This window comes from Streptomyces sp. Ru71, from assembly GCF_002920535.1.
GTDB lineage: Bacteria > Actinomycetota > Actinomycetes > Streptomycetales > Streptomycetaceae > Streptomyces.
Window position 1 is genome coordinate 1 of record NZ_PQSS01000007.1, and the last position, 17,415, is coordinate 17,415.

General features: G+C 74.0%; 14 protein-coding genes and 1 pseudogene. 14 read left to right on the top strand and 1 reads right to left on the bottom strand.

From position 1 onward, the window contains the following. From C3489_RS06335 to C3489_RS06400, 14 genes and pseudogenes are all read left to right on the top strand, one after another. Positions 1 to 373, top strand: a pseudogene (locus C3489_RS06335) (ROK family transcriptional regulator); the annotation flags it as partial. 517 nt (positions 374 to 890) lie between these two features. Beyond that, on the top strand, positions 891 to 1,724 hold the full coding sequence (locus tag C3489_RS06340; protein WP_103780749.1) for a hypothetical protein: 834 nt from the start codon (positions 891 to 893) through the stop codon (positions 1,722 to 1,724). Between the two features lie 31 nt (positions 1,725 to 1,755). Continuing rightward, positions 1,756 to 2,535 (top strand): GntR family transcriptional regulator, encoded by a 780-nt coding sequence (locus C3489_RS06345; protein ID WP_103780751.1) that lies wholly within the window; start codon positions 1,756 to 1,758, stop codon positions 2,533 to 2,535. A 173-nt stretch (positions 2,536 to 2,708) separates the two neighbouring features. Next, positions 2,709 to 3,794 carry a TIGR03364 family FAD-dependent oxidoreductase gene (locus tag C3489_RS06350; protein WP_258054595.1) on the top strand — a complete coding sequence of 362 codons (1,086 nt, stop codon included), beginning with the start codon at positions 2,709 to 2,711 and terminating at the stop codon, positions 3,792 to 3,794. A gap of 5 nt (positions 3,795 to 3,799) precedes the next feature. Next, positions 3,800 to 4,483, top strand: coding sequence for a phosphonatase-like hydrolase (locus C3489_RS06355; RefSeq protein WP_103780752.1), 684 nt, complete (start codon positions 3,800 to 3,802; stop codon positions 4,481 to 4,483). Beyond that, positions 4,480 to 5,532 carry an ABC transporter ATP-binding protein gene (locus C3489_RS06360; protein WP_103780754.1) on the top strand — a complete coding sequence of 351 codons (1,053 nt, stop codon included), beginning with the start codon at positions 4,480 to 4,482 and terminating at the stop codon, positions 5,530 to 5,532. Before C3489_RS06355 ends, C3489_RS06360 begins: the two co-directional genes overlap by 4 nt. Further along, the gene (locus C3489_RS06365; RefSeq protein ID WP_103780756.1) at positions 5,525 to 6,307 is read left to right on the top strand and encodes a 2-aminoethylphosphonate ABC transporter permease subunit; all 783 of its coding nucleotides are present in this window, start codon (positions 5,525 to 5,527) and stop codon (positions 6,305 to 6,307) included. The genes C3489_RS06360 and C3489_RS06365 overlap by 8 nt, the downstream gene beginning before the upstream one ends. Continuing rightward, the gene (locus C3489_RS06370) at positions 6,294 to 7,091 is read left to right on the top strand and encodes an ABC transporter permease (protein WP_103780757.1); all 798 of its coding nucleotides are present in this window, start codon (positions 6,294 to 6,296) and stop codon (positions 7,089 to 7,091) included. The genes C3489_RS06365 and C3489_RS06370 overlap by 14 nt, the downstream gene beginning before the upstream one ends. A gap of 65 nt (positions 7,092 to 7,156) precedes the next feature. Beyond that, positions 7,157 to 8,212 carry a 2-aminoethylphosphonate ABC transporter substrate-binding protein gene (locus C3489_RS06375; protein ID WP_103780759.1) on the top strand — a complete coding sequence of 352 codons (1,056 nt, stop codon included), beginning with the start codon at positions 7,157 to 7,159 and terminating at the stop codon, positions 8,210 to 8,212. 58 nt (positions 8,213 to 8,270) lie between these two features. After that, positions 8,271 to 9,824 carry an alkaline phosphatase family protein gene (locus tag C3489_RS06380; RefSeq protein ID WP_103780761.1) on the top strand — a complete coding sequence of 518 codons (1,554 nt, stop codon included), beginning with the start codon at positions 8,271 to 8,273 and terminating at the stop codon, positions 9,822 to 9,824. A gap of 105 nt (positions 9,825 to 9,929) precedes the next feature. Continuing rightward, complete coding sequence (locus C3489_RS06385; RefSeq protein WP_103780762.1) at positions 9,930 to 10,709, top strand: HAD-IIA family hydrolase; 780 nt, start codon at positions 9,930 to 9,932, stop codon at positions 10,707 to 10,709. A 101-nt stretch (positions 10,710 to 10,810) separates the two neighbouring features. After that, the gene (locus C3489_RS06390) at positions 10,811 to 11,395 is read left to right on the top strand and encodes a hypothetical protein (protein ID WP_103780764.1); all 585 of its coding nucleotides are present in this window, start codon (positions 10,811 to 10,813) and stop codon (positions 11,393 to 11,395) included. A gap of 2 nt (positions 11,396 to 11,397) precedes the next feature. Continuing rightward, entirely contained in the window at positions 11,398 to 12,063 is a 666-nt protein-coding gene (locus C3489_RS06395) for a class F sortase (RefSeq protein ID WP_103780766.1), read from the top strand. Between the two features lie 97 nt (positions 12,064 to 12,160). Beyond that, entirely contained in the window at positions 12,161 to 13,156 is a 996-nt protein-coding gene (locus tag C3489_RS06400; protein ID WP_103780767.1) for a glycoside hydrolase family 6 protein, read from the top strand. A 25-nt stretch (positions 13,157 to 13,181) separates the two neighbouring features. Here the strand turns inward: C3489_RS06400 and C3489_RS06405 are convergent, their stop codons facing one another. Further along, positions 13,182 to 17,405, bottom strand: coding sequence for a trypsin-like peptidase domain-containing protein (locus C3489_RS06405; protein WP_103780769.1), 4,224 nt, complete (start codon positions 17,403 to 17,405; stop codon positions 13,182 to 13,184). Between the last annotated feature and the right edge of the window lie 10 nt (positions 17,406 to 17,415).

Here is a 17,415-nt window from a genome sequence, read left to right on the forward strand (position 1 = left end):
GTTCGGACACCAGGTGATCCAGCTGGACGGGCCGGTGTGCGGGTGCGGCAACCGCGGGTGCGTCGAGGTGCTGTGCCTGGGGGCGGTGCGGCGCGGGGACGTGGCCGAGGCGGCCCGGGTGCTGGGCGCCGGGGCGGCCAACCTGGTGGGGCTGCTGGACATCGACGGGGTGCTGCTCGGCGGACGGGTCGTGGCGCGGGCGGCGGAGACGTTCGTGCGCGGTGTCGCCGAGGTGCTTCAGGAGCGGGCCGAGCGCGAGGGGGCACCCGACGGGGCGGTGCCGGTACGGGTCGCCGGGGGCGGCGAGTGGGGCGTCGCCGCGGGCGCGGGGCACCTGGTGCTGGGGCCGGTGTTCGGGCGACGGGACGGGTGAGGCGACGCCGGGTCGATCACGGCCCTCGCCTCCAGCGCGCTGCCCGGCGGCTCGGCCGAGGCCCTGGCCGCCTCCGCGGTGTGCTGCTCGGCGGCTCGGCTGAGGCCCTGGCCTCCCGGGCGTGCTGCTCGCTGGGCGGCTTTCGGGGCGTGGGGGGCTGGTCGCGCAGTTCCCCGCGCCCCTTCTGTTGGCATCCGTCCCTCGGCCGAGACCCTGGCCCTCCGGTGAACTGCCCGGCGGCTCGGCCGAGGCCCTGGCCTCCCCGGCGCGCTGCCCGGCGGGTCCGACCGAAGCCCTGGTTCCCCCGGGCGCGCTGCCCGGCGGGTCGCCCGAGGCCGTGCATTCCCCGGCGTCCGGGCCGGCCAGACGGGCCTCCCCGGCGCGCTGCTCGACGGCTCGGCCGAAGCCCCGGCCTCCCGGCCCCGGGACCGCCCGGGTGGGCCGCCTCGGCCGTTCGAGGCACCCCTCGGTACGCCTGCGCCGCAGCCGCCGCCCCACCCCCCAGACTCATGTGATCATGCGACTGTTTCCGCCTTCCCTCGTCCCCGCGGCGGCAGCCGCCACGCTGCTGCCCCTGCTGCCGTTACCCGCCCTCACGGCCCCCGCGCACGCGGCCCCGCCCGTCCCCGCTCGCGCCGCCGACCCGACCTGCGCCGGTTCCGACTCCCCCGACTTCCCCCTGCGCGCCCGCATCCGCGGAGGCCCCGCGGCGTACGAGGCGGGTGGCGGGTACGGCGTCTGGTACCTCGACCTGACGAACACCACCGGCGGCACCTGCATCGCCGTCCACCCGGTGGTCGTCCTGGTCGACGACCGGCACGCCCTGACGGCCGCTCAGCCGCGGCTGGACTTCCACGACGGCCGGCGCCTGCGCGCCGTACGGTTCGAGACGACCGACGAGGACGAACTGGTCGGCGCGTTCGGGGAGACGGACGGCTTCCCGGGGTTCAGCGTCGGGCCGCGCCGCACGCTCACGGTGAAGGTGCGGCTGGCGTTCGCCCCCGACGCCGTACCCAACGAGGTCACCGCCGAGGCGGCGGTCGTTCAACGGCACGAGGACGACGGCGACTGGGTGGGCCAGTCGAACGACTACCGCTTCACCGTACGGAACGCGGCACGGCCCCCGGCGGAGACCGGCACCGGGACCGACCCGACCGGCGCACCCACCGCTCCCGGCGAGCCCTCCACCACCCCCTCCAGCACCCCCTCGGCCTCCGCCTCGGCCAAGCCCCCCGGCACCCTGTTCGCCGACGAGCTGGCCCGCACCGGCATCGCCGACGGTGTCCTCGCCGCCACCGCCGCACTGCTGCTGGCCGGCGCGGCCCTGCTGACGCTGCGGAGGCGCCGCTGAGCCGGACCGCCCCGTCTGCGACGATCCTGGCGTGGACAACCCGAACGACCAGCCCCACGGCTACCCCAACGACCAGGCCCCCGGCGCACCGGTGCGCTCCGGCATCCCCGAGCACGGGCGCATCCCGAAGTACTACGCGGTCAAGGCGCGCATCGACCGTCTCGTCGCCGAGCTGGGCGAGGGCCGCGTCATCCCCACCGAGCGCGACCTGGCCGAGCGGTACGACGTGGCCCGGGAGACCGTCCGGCAGGCACTGCGCGAGCTGGTGCTGGAGGGCAAGCTGCGCCGGCGGGGCCGGGGGACCGTGGTCGCCGGGCCCAAGCTGGAGCAGCCGCTGTCGCTGGCCAGTTACACCGAGGGCGTACGGCGGCAGGGGCGCACCCCCGGCCGCAGCCTCGTCACCCTGGACCGCTTCCCCTGCCCGCAGGCGCTGGCCGCCGAGACCGGGCTGACGCGCGGTGAGCCGGTCTGGCACCTGGAGCGGGTGCTGCTCGCCGACGACGAGCGGGTCGGCCTGGAGAGCACCTATGTCGCCGTGGCCCGGGTGCCCGACCTGGACGCCGACTTCGAGCCGGACTCCTCCTTCTACGGCTATCTGAAGTCCCGCGGGATCGCGTTCGGCGACGCCGACGAACGGATCGAGACCGTGCTGGCCACGCCGCGCGAGGCCCTGCTGATCGGCACGCCGCCGGCGCTGCCGATGCTGCTGATCCACCGCGTCTCCCGGGACGCGCAGGGCCGGCCGCTGGAGCGGGTGCGCAGCCTGTACCGGGGGGACCGGTTCTCGTTCACGACGCATCTGCGTGGCTGAAATCCATCGACGATCACTCCCGAGGTAAACGGTAACGAAAAGATAACGGGTCTAGCCCAAACGTGATGGCTCGTTCACGCTCTCGTTGGCAGCCGGACCCTTCCGGTTCCCCGAGCGAGAGGAGCGTGACCGCCGTGAGAGTGACAGTCGTCGGAGGCGGCGTGGTCGGGACCATGCACGCCTGGCAAGCAGTCCAGCGCGGCCATGAGGTCGTCCAGATCGAACGCGAGAGCGAGGCGCGCGGTGCGTCGCTGCGCAACTTCGGCCAGATCTGGGTCAGTGGCCGCGCGGGAGGGGAAGAGCTGGAGACCGCGCTGCGGGCGCGCGAGCTGTGGGAGGAGATCGGCGCCCGGGTGCCCGCGCTCGGCTTCCGCCCCAACGGCTCGCTGACCCCCGTGTGCGGCGACCTCGAACTCGCCGTCGCCGAGGCGGCGGTGGCCCGCGCGGACGCTCCGGCCCGCGGCTACAAGCTGCTCACCCCGGACGAGGCGCGCGCTCTGAACCCCGCCCTGCGCGGCGAGTTCACCGCGGCCCTGTACTGCGAGCGCGACGCCGCCGTCGAGCCGCGCACCGCGCAGCTCGCCCTGCGCGCCGAGCTGGCGAAGTCCCCGCTGTACACCTTCCTGCCGGGCCGCGAGGTCCGCGAGGTGATCGGCGACAACGCCGTCCGCGACGACCACGGCGACGTGCACCGCGCCGACGTCGTCGTCCTGGCCACCGGCGCCTGGCTCGGCGGCCTCGTGCGCGAGCTGGCCGGACCCGATCTGCCCGTGCGCCGGGTGCGGCTGCAGATGATGCAGACCGACCCGCTCGGCGAGACCCTGCCCACCTCGGTCGCCGACGCCGACAGCTTCCGCTACTACCCGGCCTACGCCTCCCCGCAGCTGGACGAGCTCAACGCCCGCCGGCCGCAGCCCGAGACGGCCGCCGAGCACCGCATGCAGCTGCTGATGGTCCAGCGCGCCGACGGCGGGCTCACCATCGGCGACACCCACGAGTACGAGCACCCCTTCGCCTTCGACACCGTCGAGGACCCCTACGACCACCTCACCGGGGTCGTGGAGTCCCTGCTGGCCCGGCCGCTGCCGCGCATCCGGCGCCGCTGGGCCGGGGTGTACGCCCAGTGCACCGACCCGCGCCGGGTCGTGCACCGACAGCAGGTGCGCGAGGGCGTGTGGCTGGTCACCGGGCCCGGCGGGCGCGGCATGACCTGCTCGCCCGCGATAGCCGAGACCACCGCGAACGAACTGAAGTGGTGAACCGTATGACCAGCCCCGACATCCGTCTCGTCGTCCTCGACATGGCCGGCACCACCGTCGCCGACGGCGGCCTCGTCGAGCAGGCCTTCGAGGCGGCCGCCGCCGAACTGGGCGTCGAGCCCGGCACCCCCGACCACGCCGACAAGCTCGCCTACGTGCGGGCCACCATGGGCGAGTCGAAGATCTCCGTCTTCCGGCACCTGTTCGGCGCGGAAGACCTCGCCCAGCGCGCCAACACCGCCTTCGAGAAGGCGTACGGCGACCTCGTCGACGCCGGCCGGGTCGCCCCGGTCCCCGGCGCCCGCGAGGCCGTCGAACGGATCCAGGCCACCGGCCGCACCGTCGTGCTGACCACCGGCTTCGCCCGCGCCACCCAGGACGCCGTCCTCGGCGCGCTCGGCTGGCACGACCTGGTGCCGCTCACCCTGTGCCCGGCCGACGCCGGCGGGCGCGGGCGGCCCTACCCCGACATGGTGCTGGAGGCGTTCCTGCGTACCGGGGCCGCCGACGACGTCCGCCAGATCGCGGTCGTCGGCGACACCTCGTACGACATGCTCAGCGGGGTCCGCGCGGGAGCCGCCGTCGTCGCCGGTGTGCTCACCGGCGCGCACGACGCGGACGCGCTGCGTGCGGCCGGCGCCACCCATGTCCTGGACTCGGTGGCCCAGTTGCCGGGAGCGCTCGCGTGACCAGCGGCATCCGCTTCGAGAACGTCACCGTCGCCTACGACGGGAACGTCGTCCTCGACGCCCTCGACCTCACCGTCGAACCCGGCGAGGTCATGGCGCTGCTCGGGCCGTCCGGATCCGGCAAGACCACCGCGCTGCGGGCGGTCGCCGGGTTCGTACGGCCCGCCGCCGGGCGCGTCCACCTCGGCGGCCGGGACGTCACCGAACTGCCGCCGCACCGGCGCGGCATCGGCATGGTCGTCCAGAGCTACGCCCTCTTCCCGCACCTGCGGGTCGAGGACAACGTCGCCTTCGGACTCAGGGCCCGCAAGGTCGCCAGGGCCGAGATCCGCACCCGGGTCGCCGAGGCGCTGGAGATGGTCGGCATGGCCGGCTACGCCCGGCGCCACCCGCGCGAGCTGTCCGGCGGACAGCAGCAGCGCGTCGCCATCGCCCGCGCGCTCGCGATCCGCCCCTCGGTGCTGCTGCTGGACGAACCGCTGTCCGCGCTGGACGCCCGGCTGCGCTCCGGGATGCTCACCGAACTGGCCCGGCTGCACCGCGAACTGCCCGAGGTGTCGATGCTGTACGTCACCCACGACCAGGTCGAGGCGCTCACCCTCGCCGACCGGATCGCGGTCATGGACAACGCGCGGCTCCAGGCCTGCGGCACGCCCGGACAGCTGTACCGGGCGCCGGCCGACGCGTTCACGGCGTCCTTCGTCGGCAACGCCAACCTGCTGCCGGTCACCGTGGCAGCCGAGGGCGCCGACTTCGCGGGCACCAAGGTGCGGGTCGACACGGCGGGCGCGGCCGCCGGGGCGCGGGCCACCCTGTGCGTACGGCCCCATCTGGTGGGCTTGGGCGACGGACCCAACCGGCTCACCGGCACCCTGCGGGAGATCCAGTGGCGGGGGGCCACCCACCGGCTGTACGTCGACGTCGACGGGCACACGCTGACCGCCGACGTACGGGAGCTGAAGGCTCCGCCGGCGCTCGGGGACGCGGTGATCCTCCACTTCGCCGCCGAGGACGCGGTGCTGCTGCCCGCCGGAGTCGCCGATGAGTAGGCGCCTGTGGTGGGCCCTCCCCCCGGTGGCCCTCCTCTCCCTCTTCTTCCTCTACCCCCTCGCCCTCGTCGTCCAGCAGTCCTTCCGGCCGGACGGCGGCGGGGCCTCGCTGCAGCCCTACGCCGACGTCCTCGCCTCCCCGGCGTTCCGGCGCGCGCTGTGGACCACGGTCTGGCTGGCGCTGGGGTCGACCGCCGGATGCCTGGTGCTCGGGTTCCTGCTCGCGCTGGTCATCGCCTTCGTACCGTTCCCCGGGGCGAGAGCGGTGGCGCGGTTCATCGACGTCTACCTGTCCTTCCCGTCCTTCCTGATCACGCTGGCGCTGCTGTTCATCTACGGCACCACGGGGATGGTCGGCTCCCTTCAGTTCCTGGCCACGCCCTGGGGGGTGCTGCTGGCGGAGGTCACCTACTTCACCCCCTTCGTCATGCGGCCGCTGCTCGCCGCGTTCGCCCAGCTCGACACCGCCCAGCTGGAGGCGGCCAGTTCCCTGGGCGCCCGCGCGCCCCGCATCGTCCGGCAGGTGATCTGGCCGGAGGCGCTGCCCGCGCTGGCCGCCGGCGGCAGCCTCGTGCTGGTGCTGTGCCTGAACGAGTTCGGCATCGTGCTCTTCACCGGCGCCAAGGGCGTCACCACCCTGCCGACCCTCGTCTACGGCAAGGCGATCCTGGAGTCCGACTATCCGGGGGCGTGCGTGGTCGCTGTCGTCAACGTCCTTCTGTCCGTGGGCCTGTACGGCCTGTACCGTGTGGTGAGCCGTCGTGCTGGTGCATAGCCGCAAGGGGAAGGCGGCCGTCTGGGCCGTCTTCTGGGTCCTGTTCCTGCCGCTGTTCGCGCTGCCCCTGCTCGTCGTCCTCGGCGCGTCCTTCGCCACCCACTGGTCGAGCGTCCTGCCCTCGGGCCTCACCACCGCCCACTACCGGTCCGCGACCCGCGGCGAGGCCCTCCAGGCGCTCACCACCAGCCTGCTCACCGCGCTGGCCGCCAGCCTGCTCGCCCTGGCCGCCGGCACCTGGGCGGCGCTGGCCGGCGCGGCGCTCGGACGACGGCAACGCCGGCTCATGGACGCCCTGTTCGTCCTCCCCGTGGCCGTGCCCTCCGTGGTCGTCGGGCTGTCCGTCCTGGTCGCCTTCTCCAAGCCGCCGCTGCTGCTCAACGGCACCCGCTGGATCGTGATCGTCGCCCACACCGTGCTGGTCACCGCCTTCGCCCACCAGTCGGTGTCCGCCGCGATCCGCCGCCTCGACCCGGTCTACGAGCAGGCCGCCGCCTCCCTCGGCGCCCGTCCCGCGTACGTTCTGTGGCGGGTCCGGCTGCCGCTGCTGCTGCCCTCGCTCACCGCAGCCGCCGGGCTGTGCTTCGCCCTGTCCATGGGCGAGCTGAGCGCCACGATGATGCTCTACCCGCCCGACTGGACCCCGCTGCCCGTCCTGATCTACGCGGCCACCGACCGCGGCGCCCTGTTCGCCGGGTCCGCCGTCGCGGTGGTGCTCATGGCGGCGACGCTGCTCGCGCTGTTCGCCGTCTCCCGCGTCCGCACCAAAGCCACCTATCGCTGACCGCGCAAAGCCTCCTACCGCTGACCCGCACAAAAACCCCGCAGACACCTGGAGTTGGCCTCGCCATGCCCAGAAACACCCTCAAGGTCGCCACCGCCCTCGCCGCACTGGTCGTCGCGGCCCCGCTGCTCACCGCCTGCACAGGCTCCGCCGCCGACGACAAGGCCGTCACCGTCTACAGCGCCGACGGACTCAAGGGCGAGAACGGCGACGGCTGGTACGACCGCGTCTTCAAGGACTTCGAGAAGCAGACCGGCATCAAGGTCAAGTACGTCGAGGGCGGCTCCGGCGAGATGGTGCAGCGCGCCGCCCGCGAGAAGAGCAACCCGCAGGCCGATGTGCTGGTCACCCTGCCGCCGTTCATCCAGCAGGCGGACGGCAAGGGCCTGCTGCAGAAGTACGCGCCGCAGGGCTCCGCACAGGTCAGCGGCGCCGACAAGGCGGCCGACGGCACCTGGACCGCCGTCGTCAACAACTACTTCGGCTTCGTCTACAACAAGAAGGAGCTGACGCAGGCCCCGAAGACCTGGCAGGAACTGCTGGACGCCAAGTACAAGAACAAGCTCCAGTACTCCACGCCCGGCGTTGCCGGCGACGGCACCGCCGTCCTCATCAAGGCCATGCACGACTTCGGCGGCAAGCAGCCCGCCCTGGACTACCTGGGCAAGCTCCAGGCCAACAACGTCGGCCCGTCCGCCTCCACCGGCAAGCTCGCGCCGAAGGTCGACAAGGGCGAACTCCTCGTCGCCAACGGCGATGTGCAGATGAACCACGCCCAGTCCAAGACCATGCCGAACCTCGGCATCTGGTTCCCGGCCGGCGAGGACGGCAAGCCCACCACCTTCGCGCTGCCCTACGCGGCCGGCCTGGTCACCAAGGCCCCGCACAGCGAGAACGGCAGGAAGCTGCTCGACTTCATGCTCGGCCAGACCGCCCAGCAGCAGGTCAGCGAGATCGGCGGCGGCTTCAGCGCCCGCACCGACGTCAAGGCCACCGACGCCAACGCGATCGCGCTGGCCAAGCTGATGGACGGCGTGGAGGTCTTCGAGCCCGACTGGGCCGACATCGACAAGAACCTCACCGCGTACGTCGAGGACTGGAAGTCCGCCACCGGCAGCTGACCGGCGCAGCACCCCGAGCACCCTCCGCACCGCCCCTGGCACCACCGGGGGCGTTGCCATGCCCGCACGCACCCGCCAGCCCCTGCGGTACCCACCGCACCCCACCCCGGAGGATCCCGTGTCGCCCCACCCCTCCCGCCGCACCCTCCTCGTCTCCGCCGCGGCCCTCGCCGTCGCCGCCGGCCCCCTCACCGCCACCGCCCGCGCCGCCGGCCGCACCCCGAAGGTGCTGGTCATCGGTCTGGACGGGGCCCTGCTGAGCCGGATCAAGGACGCCGACGCGCCGAACCTGGACGCCCTGATGGCGGCCGGTCTCACCGCGCCGAGCAGCATCTACGCCAACCCGCTCGCGTCCACCCTGTCCGGCCCGGGCTGGTCCACGCTCATCACCGGCGTCTGGCCCGACAAGCACAACGTCAAGGACAACACCTTCACCGGCAACCGGTTCGACCGGTACCCCGACTTCGTCACCCGCGTCGAGACCGCGCGGCCCGACCTGTCGACGTACGCGGTCTCCTCCTGGGCGCCGATCACCGACACCGTGTTCTCGGCGAAGGCCGACACCCGGGTCTCCACCCCGAGCAGCGAGTACGACACCGGCACCACCGCCCGCGCGGTCGACAAGCTGCGGAGCGGCGACCCGGACGCCGTGTTCGTGCAGCTCGACGGCATCGACCACGCCGGCCACAGCTACGGCGCCGCCTCCCAGCAGTACCTGGACGCCATCCACACCGCCGACGCGCAGGTCGGCCAGATCGTCGCGGCCGTCAAGGCCCGGCCGGCGTACCCGGACGAGGACTGGCTGATCATGGTCACCGCCGACCACGGGCACACCGACGCCGGCGGCCACGGCGGCTCCACGCTCGCCGAACGCCAGACCTTCCTCATCGCCACCGGTCCCACCCTGGCGCCCGGCTCGGTCCGCCACGACGTGAAGATGCCGGACGTCGCCGCCTCCGCGCTCGCCCACCTCGGCATCGCGCTCGACCCCGCCTGGGACCTGGACGGCCGCCCCGTCCAGCAGCCGGCCCCGGACGACTTCGACGCCCTGCGCGGTCAGCTGGCGACCCGGGCCGACGAGACCGGCATCCCGGCCGGGCCGGCCGGCTTCACCCACACCCCGCCGCCGGGCTGGTCGGTGGACAACTCCGCGATGGGCGGCGGCGGGGTCACCGAGTGGCGCGGATGGTCCTTCACCACGGACGAGTTCTGGACCCAGGCCCAGCGCGACCAGAACCGCGAGTGCAACGTCCGCGCCCGGAACGTCTTCGCGGTCGCCGACGGCGACGAGTGGAGCGACAAGGCCGTCACCGGCACCTTCGACTCCACCCTGGTCAGCCCGGCGTACCCGGTCACCGGCGGGCGCGCTGCCACCCTGACGTACACCACCTTCTACCGGCAGGAGGCCCCGCAGAAGGGCGAGGTGCTCGTGTCCTACGACGACGGCACCCCGGTGAGCGTGCGGACGTACACCGCCGACGTGCCCTCGCGCACCGAGAGGCTCACCCTGCAGGTGCCGGCGGGCGCCGGCACCGTCCGCGTCCGCTTCCGTTACACCGGCGGCAACAACTGGTACTGGGTGGTCGACGGTGTGAAGATCACGCAGTCCTGACGGGGTCGAGATCGGCAACGGCTGATTAGGCTGGGGGCGTCGGTACGCCGTGGTTCCGGCGCCCCCAGCCCGTGTAGGACCGTACGTACGCAGGAGACGCAGCACATGGCAGACCGCAAGCCCATCGAGTCGTGGCTCACCGACATGGACGGCGTCCTGATCCACGAGGGAGTGCCGATCCCCGGTGCCGACGCCTTCCTGAAGAAGCTGCGCGAGTCCGGCCGGCCCTTCCTTGTGCTCACCAACAACTCCATGTACACCGCCCGTGACCTGCACGCCCGGCTGCGGCGCATGGGCCTGGACGTGCCGGTGGAGAACATCTGGACCTCGGCCCTGGCCACCGCCCAGTTCCTGGACGACCAGCGGCCCGGCGGCAGCGCCTACGTCATCGGCGAGGCGGGCCTGACCACCGCGCTGCACGACATCGGCTACATCCTCACCGACCACGAGCCGGACTTCGTGATTCTCGGCGAGACCCGCACCTACTCCTTCGAGGCCCTCACCAAGGCCGTCCGGCTGATCAACGGCGGCGCCCGGTTCATCGCCACCAACCCCGACAACGTCGGCCCGTCCACCGAGGGCGACCTGCCCGCCACCGGTTCGGTGGCCGCGCTGATCACCGCCGCGACCGGCAAGAAGCCCTACTTCGTCGGCAAGCCCAACCCGCTGATGATGCGGGCCGGGCTGAACGCGATCGGTGCTCACTCCGAGCACTCCGCGATGATCGGCGACCGCATGGACACCGACGTGCTCGCGGGTCTGGAGGCCGGGATGCGCACCTTCCTGGTCCTCACCGGCGTCACCCGGCCCGCCGACGTGGACCGCTACCCGTTCCGCCCCTCGCAGGTGGTCGACTCCATCGCCGACCTGGTCGATCTGGTCTGACACGGGGCCCGGGAACATCACCCGGACGGAGTAATCTCGCCGCTCCTGCGGATGCGTGGGCGGGTCCGGACGGGGAGCCTCCAGATAACTGGAGGTACACGATGGGCTCACTCAAAGTCACTCTCTGTGCAGGCGCGGCGATGGCCGCCGCCGCGCTGACCCCGACGGCGTACGCGGCGGCCCATGCGGCGGACGCGGGCGGCGTCTCGGTGACCCCGTCCTCGCCCGCCCCCGGTGCCGATGTGACGCTGACGGTGCGCGGCTGCACCGGCGGCACGGCCACCGCCGCCTCCACCGCCTTCGTCGCCGACGCCCACCTGGCCGGCGCCGACGGCACCCTGGCCGGGGAGACCAAGGTCCGCTCCGCCGTGGCACCGGGCGCCTACGACGTGAAGGTCGCCTGCGCCGGGCGCACGCTCCGAGGGAGGATCACCGTCGTCCGGCCCGGCGGGACGGACCACCCGGCACGGCCCACGGAAGCGCCCGCCGCACCCGCCTCCCCCGTCGCCCCCGTCCACGCGGGCGGCGGCGGCACCGCCCCGCTCACCGCCCCGCTGACCGCCGCCGACACCCGCGCCGACGGGCCCGGCACCGGGCACACCGTCATGGGCCTGGTACTGGCCGGCGTCGCCGGGACCGCGGTGGTCGCGCGCGGCGTCGCCCGCCGGAGCCGCGGGACGCACTGACCATGGCGGACACCGAACGCTCCTCCGGCGCCGCGCGCCTGCTCATGGGCGCCGCCTGGGCGGTGCTGCTGCTCGGGCTGTGGCTGTGGGGCATGAAGGTCACCGACGTACGCCACGGCGTGCCCGCGCCGGCCACCGGGGACCTGGCCGCCGCCGGCCGGCCCGCGCCGGTGCACCTGCCCCCGGCCGCCCGGCCGCTGAGGGGGGCCGTGCCGCAGCGCATCGACATCCCCGACCTGGGCGTGCAGGCGCCGGTCGTGGAGAGCGGCCTGGACGCGGACGGCGCCATCGAGGCGCCGCCGTTCGACCGGGCGGCGGTGGTCGGCTGGTACGCGGGCGGCGCGGCGCCGGGGGCGCCCGGGACCGCCCTGATGGTGGGTCATGTGGACACCGAGACCCGCCCGGCCGTCTTCCACCGGCTCGGCACGCTCAGGCCGGGCAGCACGGTCCGGGTGGTCCGCGCCGACGGACACGTCACCGAGTTCACCGTCGAGGACGTCGAGGTCCTGCCGCGCGACCACTTCGACGCCCACCGCGCCTACGGCCCCCGCCGGCCCGGACGCGCCGAACTGCGGCTGATCACCTGCGGCGGCACCTTCGACCGGGCCGACCGCAGTTACACCGCCAATGTGATCGTGTCGGCGTACCTGACCGGCAGCCGGCTGTAACAGCTCGCCGACGGTCCGCCCGGACGACCTCGTGGGCGTCGCGGGTCGTATGTCAGGATTGGCGCCCTGGACAGACGTGCACCCAAGGGGGAGTTGGATGTACCGCAAGAGGGGGGTGGCAGTGGCGCTGGGTGCGGCGCTGCTGATCGCCGGCTGCTCCTCCGGGGGCGGTGACGACAAGGCCGCGGGCGCGAACATCACCCAGCAGCCCAAGGAGGCCGACCCGTTCTGGGTCAACCCGGACGGCAGGGCCGCACAGCAGGTCGCGGCCTACCTCAAGGACGGCAGGAAGGCCGAGGCCGACCAGATCCGCAAGATCGCCGAGCAGCCGACCGGCGAGTGGATCGGCCCGGAGAACCCGGAGGCGGAGGCGCGCGGCTTCACCGAGGCCGCCGACAAGGCCGGCCGCACCGCGCTGCTGGTGCTGTACAACATCCCGCACCGCGACTGCGGCCAGTACTCGCAGGGCGGCGCCGCCGACGGCGACACCTACCGCACCTGGCTGGACGGCGTCGCCAAGGGCATCGGCGACCGCAGCGCCACGGTGATCCTGGAGCCGGACGCCGTGCTGCACCTGGTGGACGGCTGCACCCCGGACGAGTTCCACGAGGAGCGCTACGACCTGCTCAAGGGCGCGATCGCCAAGCTGAAGTCGCTGAAGAACACCAAGGTGTACCTGGACGCGGGCAACGCCGGCTGGGGCCATCCCGACCAGGTCGTCGAGCCGCTGAAGTGGGCGGGCGTCGACCAGGCCGACGGCTTCGCGGTCAACGTGTCCAACTTCTACTCCACCAAGGACTCCCTGGCCTACGGCAAGCAGCTGTCGGCGAAGACCGGCGGCAAGCACTTCGTCATCGACACCAGCCGCAACGGCAACGGCCCCTACAGCGGCGGCGACGCGGGCGAGCGCTGGTGCAACCCGCCGGGCCGGGCGCTGGGCGAGCCGCCGACGACGAGGACGGCCGACCCGCTGGTGGACGCCTATCTGTGGGTCAAGCGCCCCGGCGAGTCCGACGGCGAGTGCAAGGGCGGCCCGAAGGCGGGCGAGTGGTGGGCGGACTACGCGCTGAAGCTGGCCAAGGCCAGCCGCTGACCGGCGACTCGGTGCCCGGGCGACGCTAGGCGTCCGGGCACACGTCCTCCGTCCTGCCGCCGGAGGGCGCCAGCTTCCGTTCCCCGGCCGTCATGTCCCGCTCCGCCAGCACGCACAGCCGCGCGGCCCAGCGCTTCGGGTCCAGCGGTACGACGGACACCCGCGAGCCGTCGACGATCGTCAGCGCCCTGCCGTCCGCGCTCGGCGAGATCCGGGCGCCGTATCCGACGTAGTAGCCGTAGGCCTCCCGGCCGGCGGCGACGTCCCACACCCGCTGCTCACCGCTCGTGCCCGTGGTGTGCAGCAGGTGGTCGCCGAGGAAGAGGCCGATGTAGTACACCCCGTTGTAGGTGAGCCTGGGCAGGTCCCGCTTCTTCTCGACGTCCCACAGGCGCACCTCGCCGCCGAAGTACTGCACGGCGAGCAGCTTGCCGTCGGAGGACAGGCTCACCGCACGCACCGACCGGTCGTTCTCGCCCTTCGCGATCCACGTCGTGAACTCGCCCTTGGTGAAGTCCCAGCTGCCGATGGCGCCCGGTTTGCGGACCACCGCCCGCGCGGTGCCGGGGATCGCCGCGGCGAACGTCGCGGCCGCCTCGTTGGCGAGCTGCCACCGCTCCTGCACCGAGGGACGGTAGACCTCGCCGTCCAGGGCCCCGGTGTCCAGCCGCCAGCGCGAGACGTACGACAGCGCCGAGATCATCGCGTGGCCGTCGTCCAGGAAGGCCATGTTGACCGAGGACGGGGTGAGCCCGGTGAGCGGGTCCGGCCCGGAGGCGGTGAGGCCGGGCGGGGCGGGCAGCTCAAGGACGTGCTCCTCGGTGAGCGTCACCGTGTCGCCCGGGGCCCCGCTGATCCGCCAGGACAGGACCGTGCGCTGGTCGGACGCGAGGGTCAGCATGCGCCGCCCGTCCGGGCTGAAGACGGCGGGCTGGACGGCCAGCGGCCGGGACGCCCGCGCGGTGGCCAGCAGCCGCCGCCGGGACAGGTCCCACAGCTGGACCCCCCGGTAGGTGGAGTCGACGACGGCCATCCGCTGGTGGGCCCCGTCCGGGGTGCGGACCCGGTTGAGCAGGGCGTTGCTGTCGAACTGGGTGGGCGGCCCGACCCGAACGGTGACCACGCTCCCGCCCACGCCGACGGCGGCCCGCAGATGACCGGGCGGCCCGGCCAGGGCGACGGCCGGCGCGAACCGGCGCCCGGTGACGTTCTGGTCCTCGGGCGCCGCCGCCGGGGTGTCGAAGGTGGCCGGCCAGCCCTGCTCCAGGTCCAGCACGAGGAAGCGCAGCCGGCCCAGGTCGGCGCCGATCCGCCCGGTCGGGTTGATCAGAAAGCGGCCCGAGGCGTCGAGCCGGGGCGTGTACAGCGGGCACAGCCCCTGGAAGCCGCTGTTGCTCCAGCTCTGGAACCGGCGCGGCGACGCGCCCAGCCGCCAGGCCTCCAGCACCCCCTGCTGGGTGCAGGTGACCAGGGTCCGCCCGTTGCCGCTGACCGTGGCGGAGGCCGCCGCCTGATCGCCCCATGGGCGCTGCACCGTCCCCCGCTCCAGGTCCCAGACGAGCAGCCGGCCGCGTTCGTCGTCCGCGTCCGCGCCGGCGGGCACGATCCTGGCCACCACCGTGCCGTCGGCGCCGAACCAGGCCTGCGCCGCGTCCCAGCCCTTCGGCGGGACCAGGGTGCGGCCGGCGCGCTGGTGCGTGTCGGTGCGCCAGACGAGGACGCCCTCGCGGGGGATCGCCGCGAGGATGCGCTGCCCGGTCCCGTCGAAGCGCAGGTCGTGCACGCCGCGCGGGTTCTTCTCGACGGGCTCGCCCTCGCGCAGGACGACCGTCCGCGGCGTGCCGGCGCCGGGCGAGGTGCGCACGCCCAGCGAGATGAGCCCCCAGTCGCTCGCCCGGGCCATGATCCGCCCGTCGGGGGAGACGGCCGTGCGGTCGTTGTTGCCGCGCTTCGTCTGCAGCTTGGGATCGGCGCGGGGCTTCTTGCGCAGGTCCACGTGCAGGAGCTGGCCGTTGCGCAGCCGGGCGTACAGCTGCTCGCCGTCCTCGGTGAGCGCGACGTCCGCCACCTCCCCGCGCCCCTCCAGCGCGACCCGCTCCACGTCCTGCATCCGCAGGTACTGCGCCAGCAGCGAGGTGCGCGCGTCCGGGCGGTCCCCGCTGCGGTAGGCGGCGGCGGAGAAGAGGGAGGAGGTGACGACGGAGACGTCGTCGAGGGAGGCGGCCTGCTGGGCCATCCGGTCGGAGGCCAGACGCCGTTGCTCGGTGAGCAGGTTCAGATAGAGCACGGAGACGACCGACGCCGCGACGACCGCGAGGACGGTGACGACGATCCCCAGATACCGCAACTGGCGCCGGCGCCGCTCGGACCGCGCCACCTCCCGTTCCTTGCGCTCCCGCAGGGCCACCCCGGCCGCGATGAACTCCCGGTCGGCCTCGGTGAGTTCGTCGCCGCGTTCGGCGAGCCACCGCTCGGCCGTTGCCAGCGCCGGGTCCTCCAGCAGCGCGCCCTCCGGCCGGCCGGCCTGCCACCAGCGGGCGCGGTCGTAGCGCAGTTCGTCCCGCCAGGTGAGGAACGCCCGGTCGTTCTGGAGCTGTTCGGCCAGCGGCTGCCAGTGCTCGATCAGGGCCTCGTGCGCCAGCTCCACCGTCTCGCCCCGCTCGGGGTCCGCGCCCAGCACCAGCACGCGGGCCTCGGCCAGCCGGCGGGCGATGGCCCACTGCTCCTCGCCCGTGTCACGGCGTGCGAGCCGGGCGCGCAGCGGGGTGGTGCCGCCCGGCGGGAGCTGGATCAGCGCCCGCAGCAGACCGGCCGCGGCCTGCGGCGGTGCGTCGCGCAGCGCCCGGCGCCACGCCGAGTCGGCCCGGCTGCTCAGCACCCCGCCGACCCCGCCGAGCTCCCGGTAGGTGTCCAGGCGCAGCCGGCCGCCGACCTGCCGCTCCCACAGGGTGGTCAGCACGAACCCGAGCAGGGGCAGCGCGCCGGGCCGGCCCGCCGCGTCCTCGACGAGCCGGTCGGCCAGCCCCTCGTCGTACTCGACACCCGGGATGGCCCGCAGCGGCAGCCGGACCACCTCGGTGAGCTGCTCGCGGGTCATCACGCCCAGCGGGTGGGCGGGCGCACCGCCGAGCAGCCGGCTCAGCTCCGGGTGGCGCAGGGCCGCGTCCTGGAAGTCCGCCCGCAGCACCACCAGCACGCCCACGCCCGGGCGGCGGCAGGCGTCCAGCAGCGCGTCGACGAGCGGGCGCAGGTCGTCCTCGGGGCGCAGCAGCAGCGCCTCGGCCTGGTCGAGGGCCAGCACCAGGCCGTGTGGCGGGCGTTCCCGCCCGAGTACGGCGGTGACCTCGGCGGCGTCCGGCCGGCCGCCCTCGGCGCGCAGGACGACGACGTCCGTGCCCCGCTCCTTCAGACGGGGCAGCAGGCCGGCCAGCAGCAGCGAGGACTTGCCGGAGCCGGACGGTCCGGTCAGCGTCACACAGCCCTCCGGCGGCCCGTCGGGGCACAGCAGAGCGGTGACCGCGTCGACGTCCTCCTCCCGCCCGAAGAAGTGCGCGCTGTCGGCCTCGGTGAAGGGGCGCAGTCCCGGGAACGGTGAGGCGGGCGCCAGCAGTTCGGCCAGCGCGGGCACTTCGGCCAGCACGGTCGCGGTCGGGATGCAGAAGCTCTGCCCGCGCGCCGGGGAGGACACCGAGGCGACGATGCCGACGACGGCGCCCAGCTCCCGGTCCCACACGGGTGAGCCGCTGAAGCCGGGCTGGATGGGGTCGGACTGCGCGTCGAGGGGCGCCATCTGCAGCCGGCCGGTGCTGGTGCGGGCGCGCAGCACGGCGGTGTGCCAGCCGCCGCCGGTGTCGTCGCGGGGCAGTCCGAACGCGATGGCCTGGTGGTCCCACACGTCCCGGGGCGCCACCATGAGCACGGGCCGGGCGCCGGCCAGCGGGCGTTCCAGGGCCAGGACGGCGACGTCCCCGGTGCCGTCGGCGCGCACCGGCACCCAGTCCCGGACGACGGCCTCGGTTTCCTCGCCGTCGCGCAGGACCAGACGCAGCCGCACCGGCCCGTCGGGCGGTTCGGGCCGGGTCAGCGGCAGGTTCAGGGCGCCCAGGACGACATGGGCGCAGGTCAGCACCAGGGTGGGGGCGATGACCACCCCCAGGCCGCCGATGTGTCCGTCCCGGTCGGCGATCCGGACCGTCGCGGCGGCCAGGACCTCGTCGGCCACCGCGTCCGATGCGGTCGGCTCGGCCATCTCCCGTATC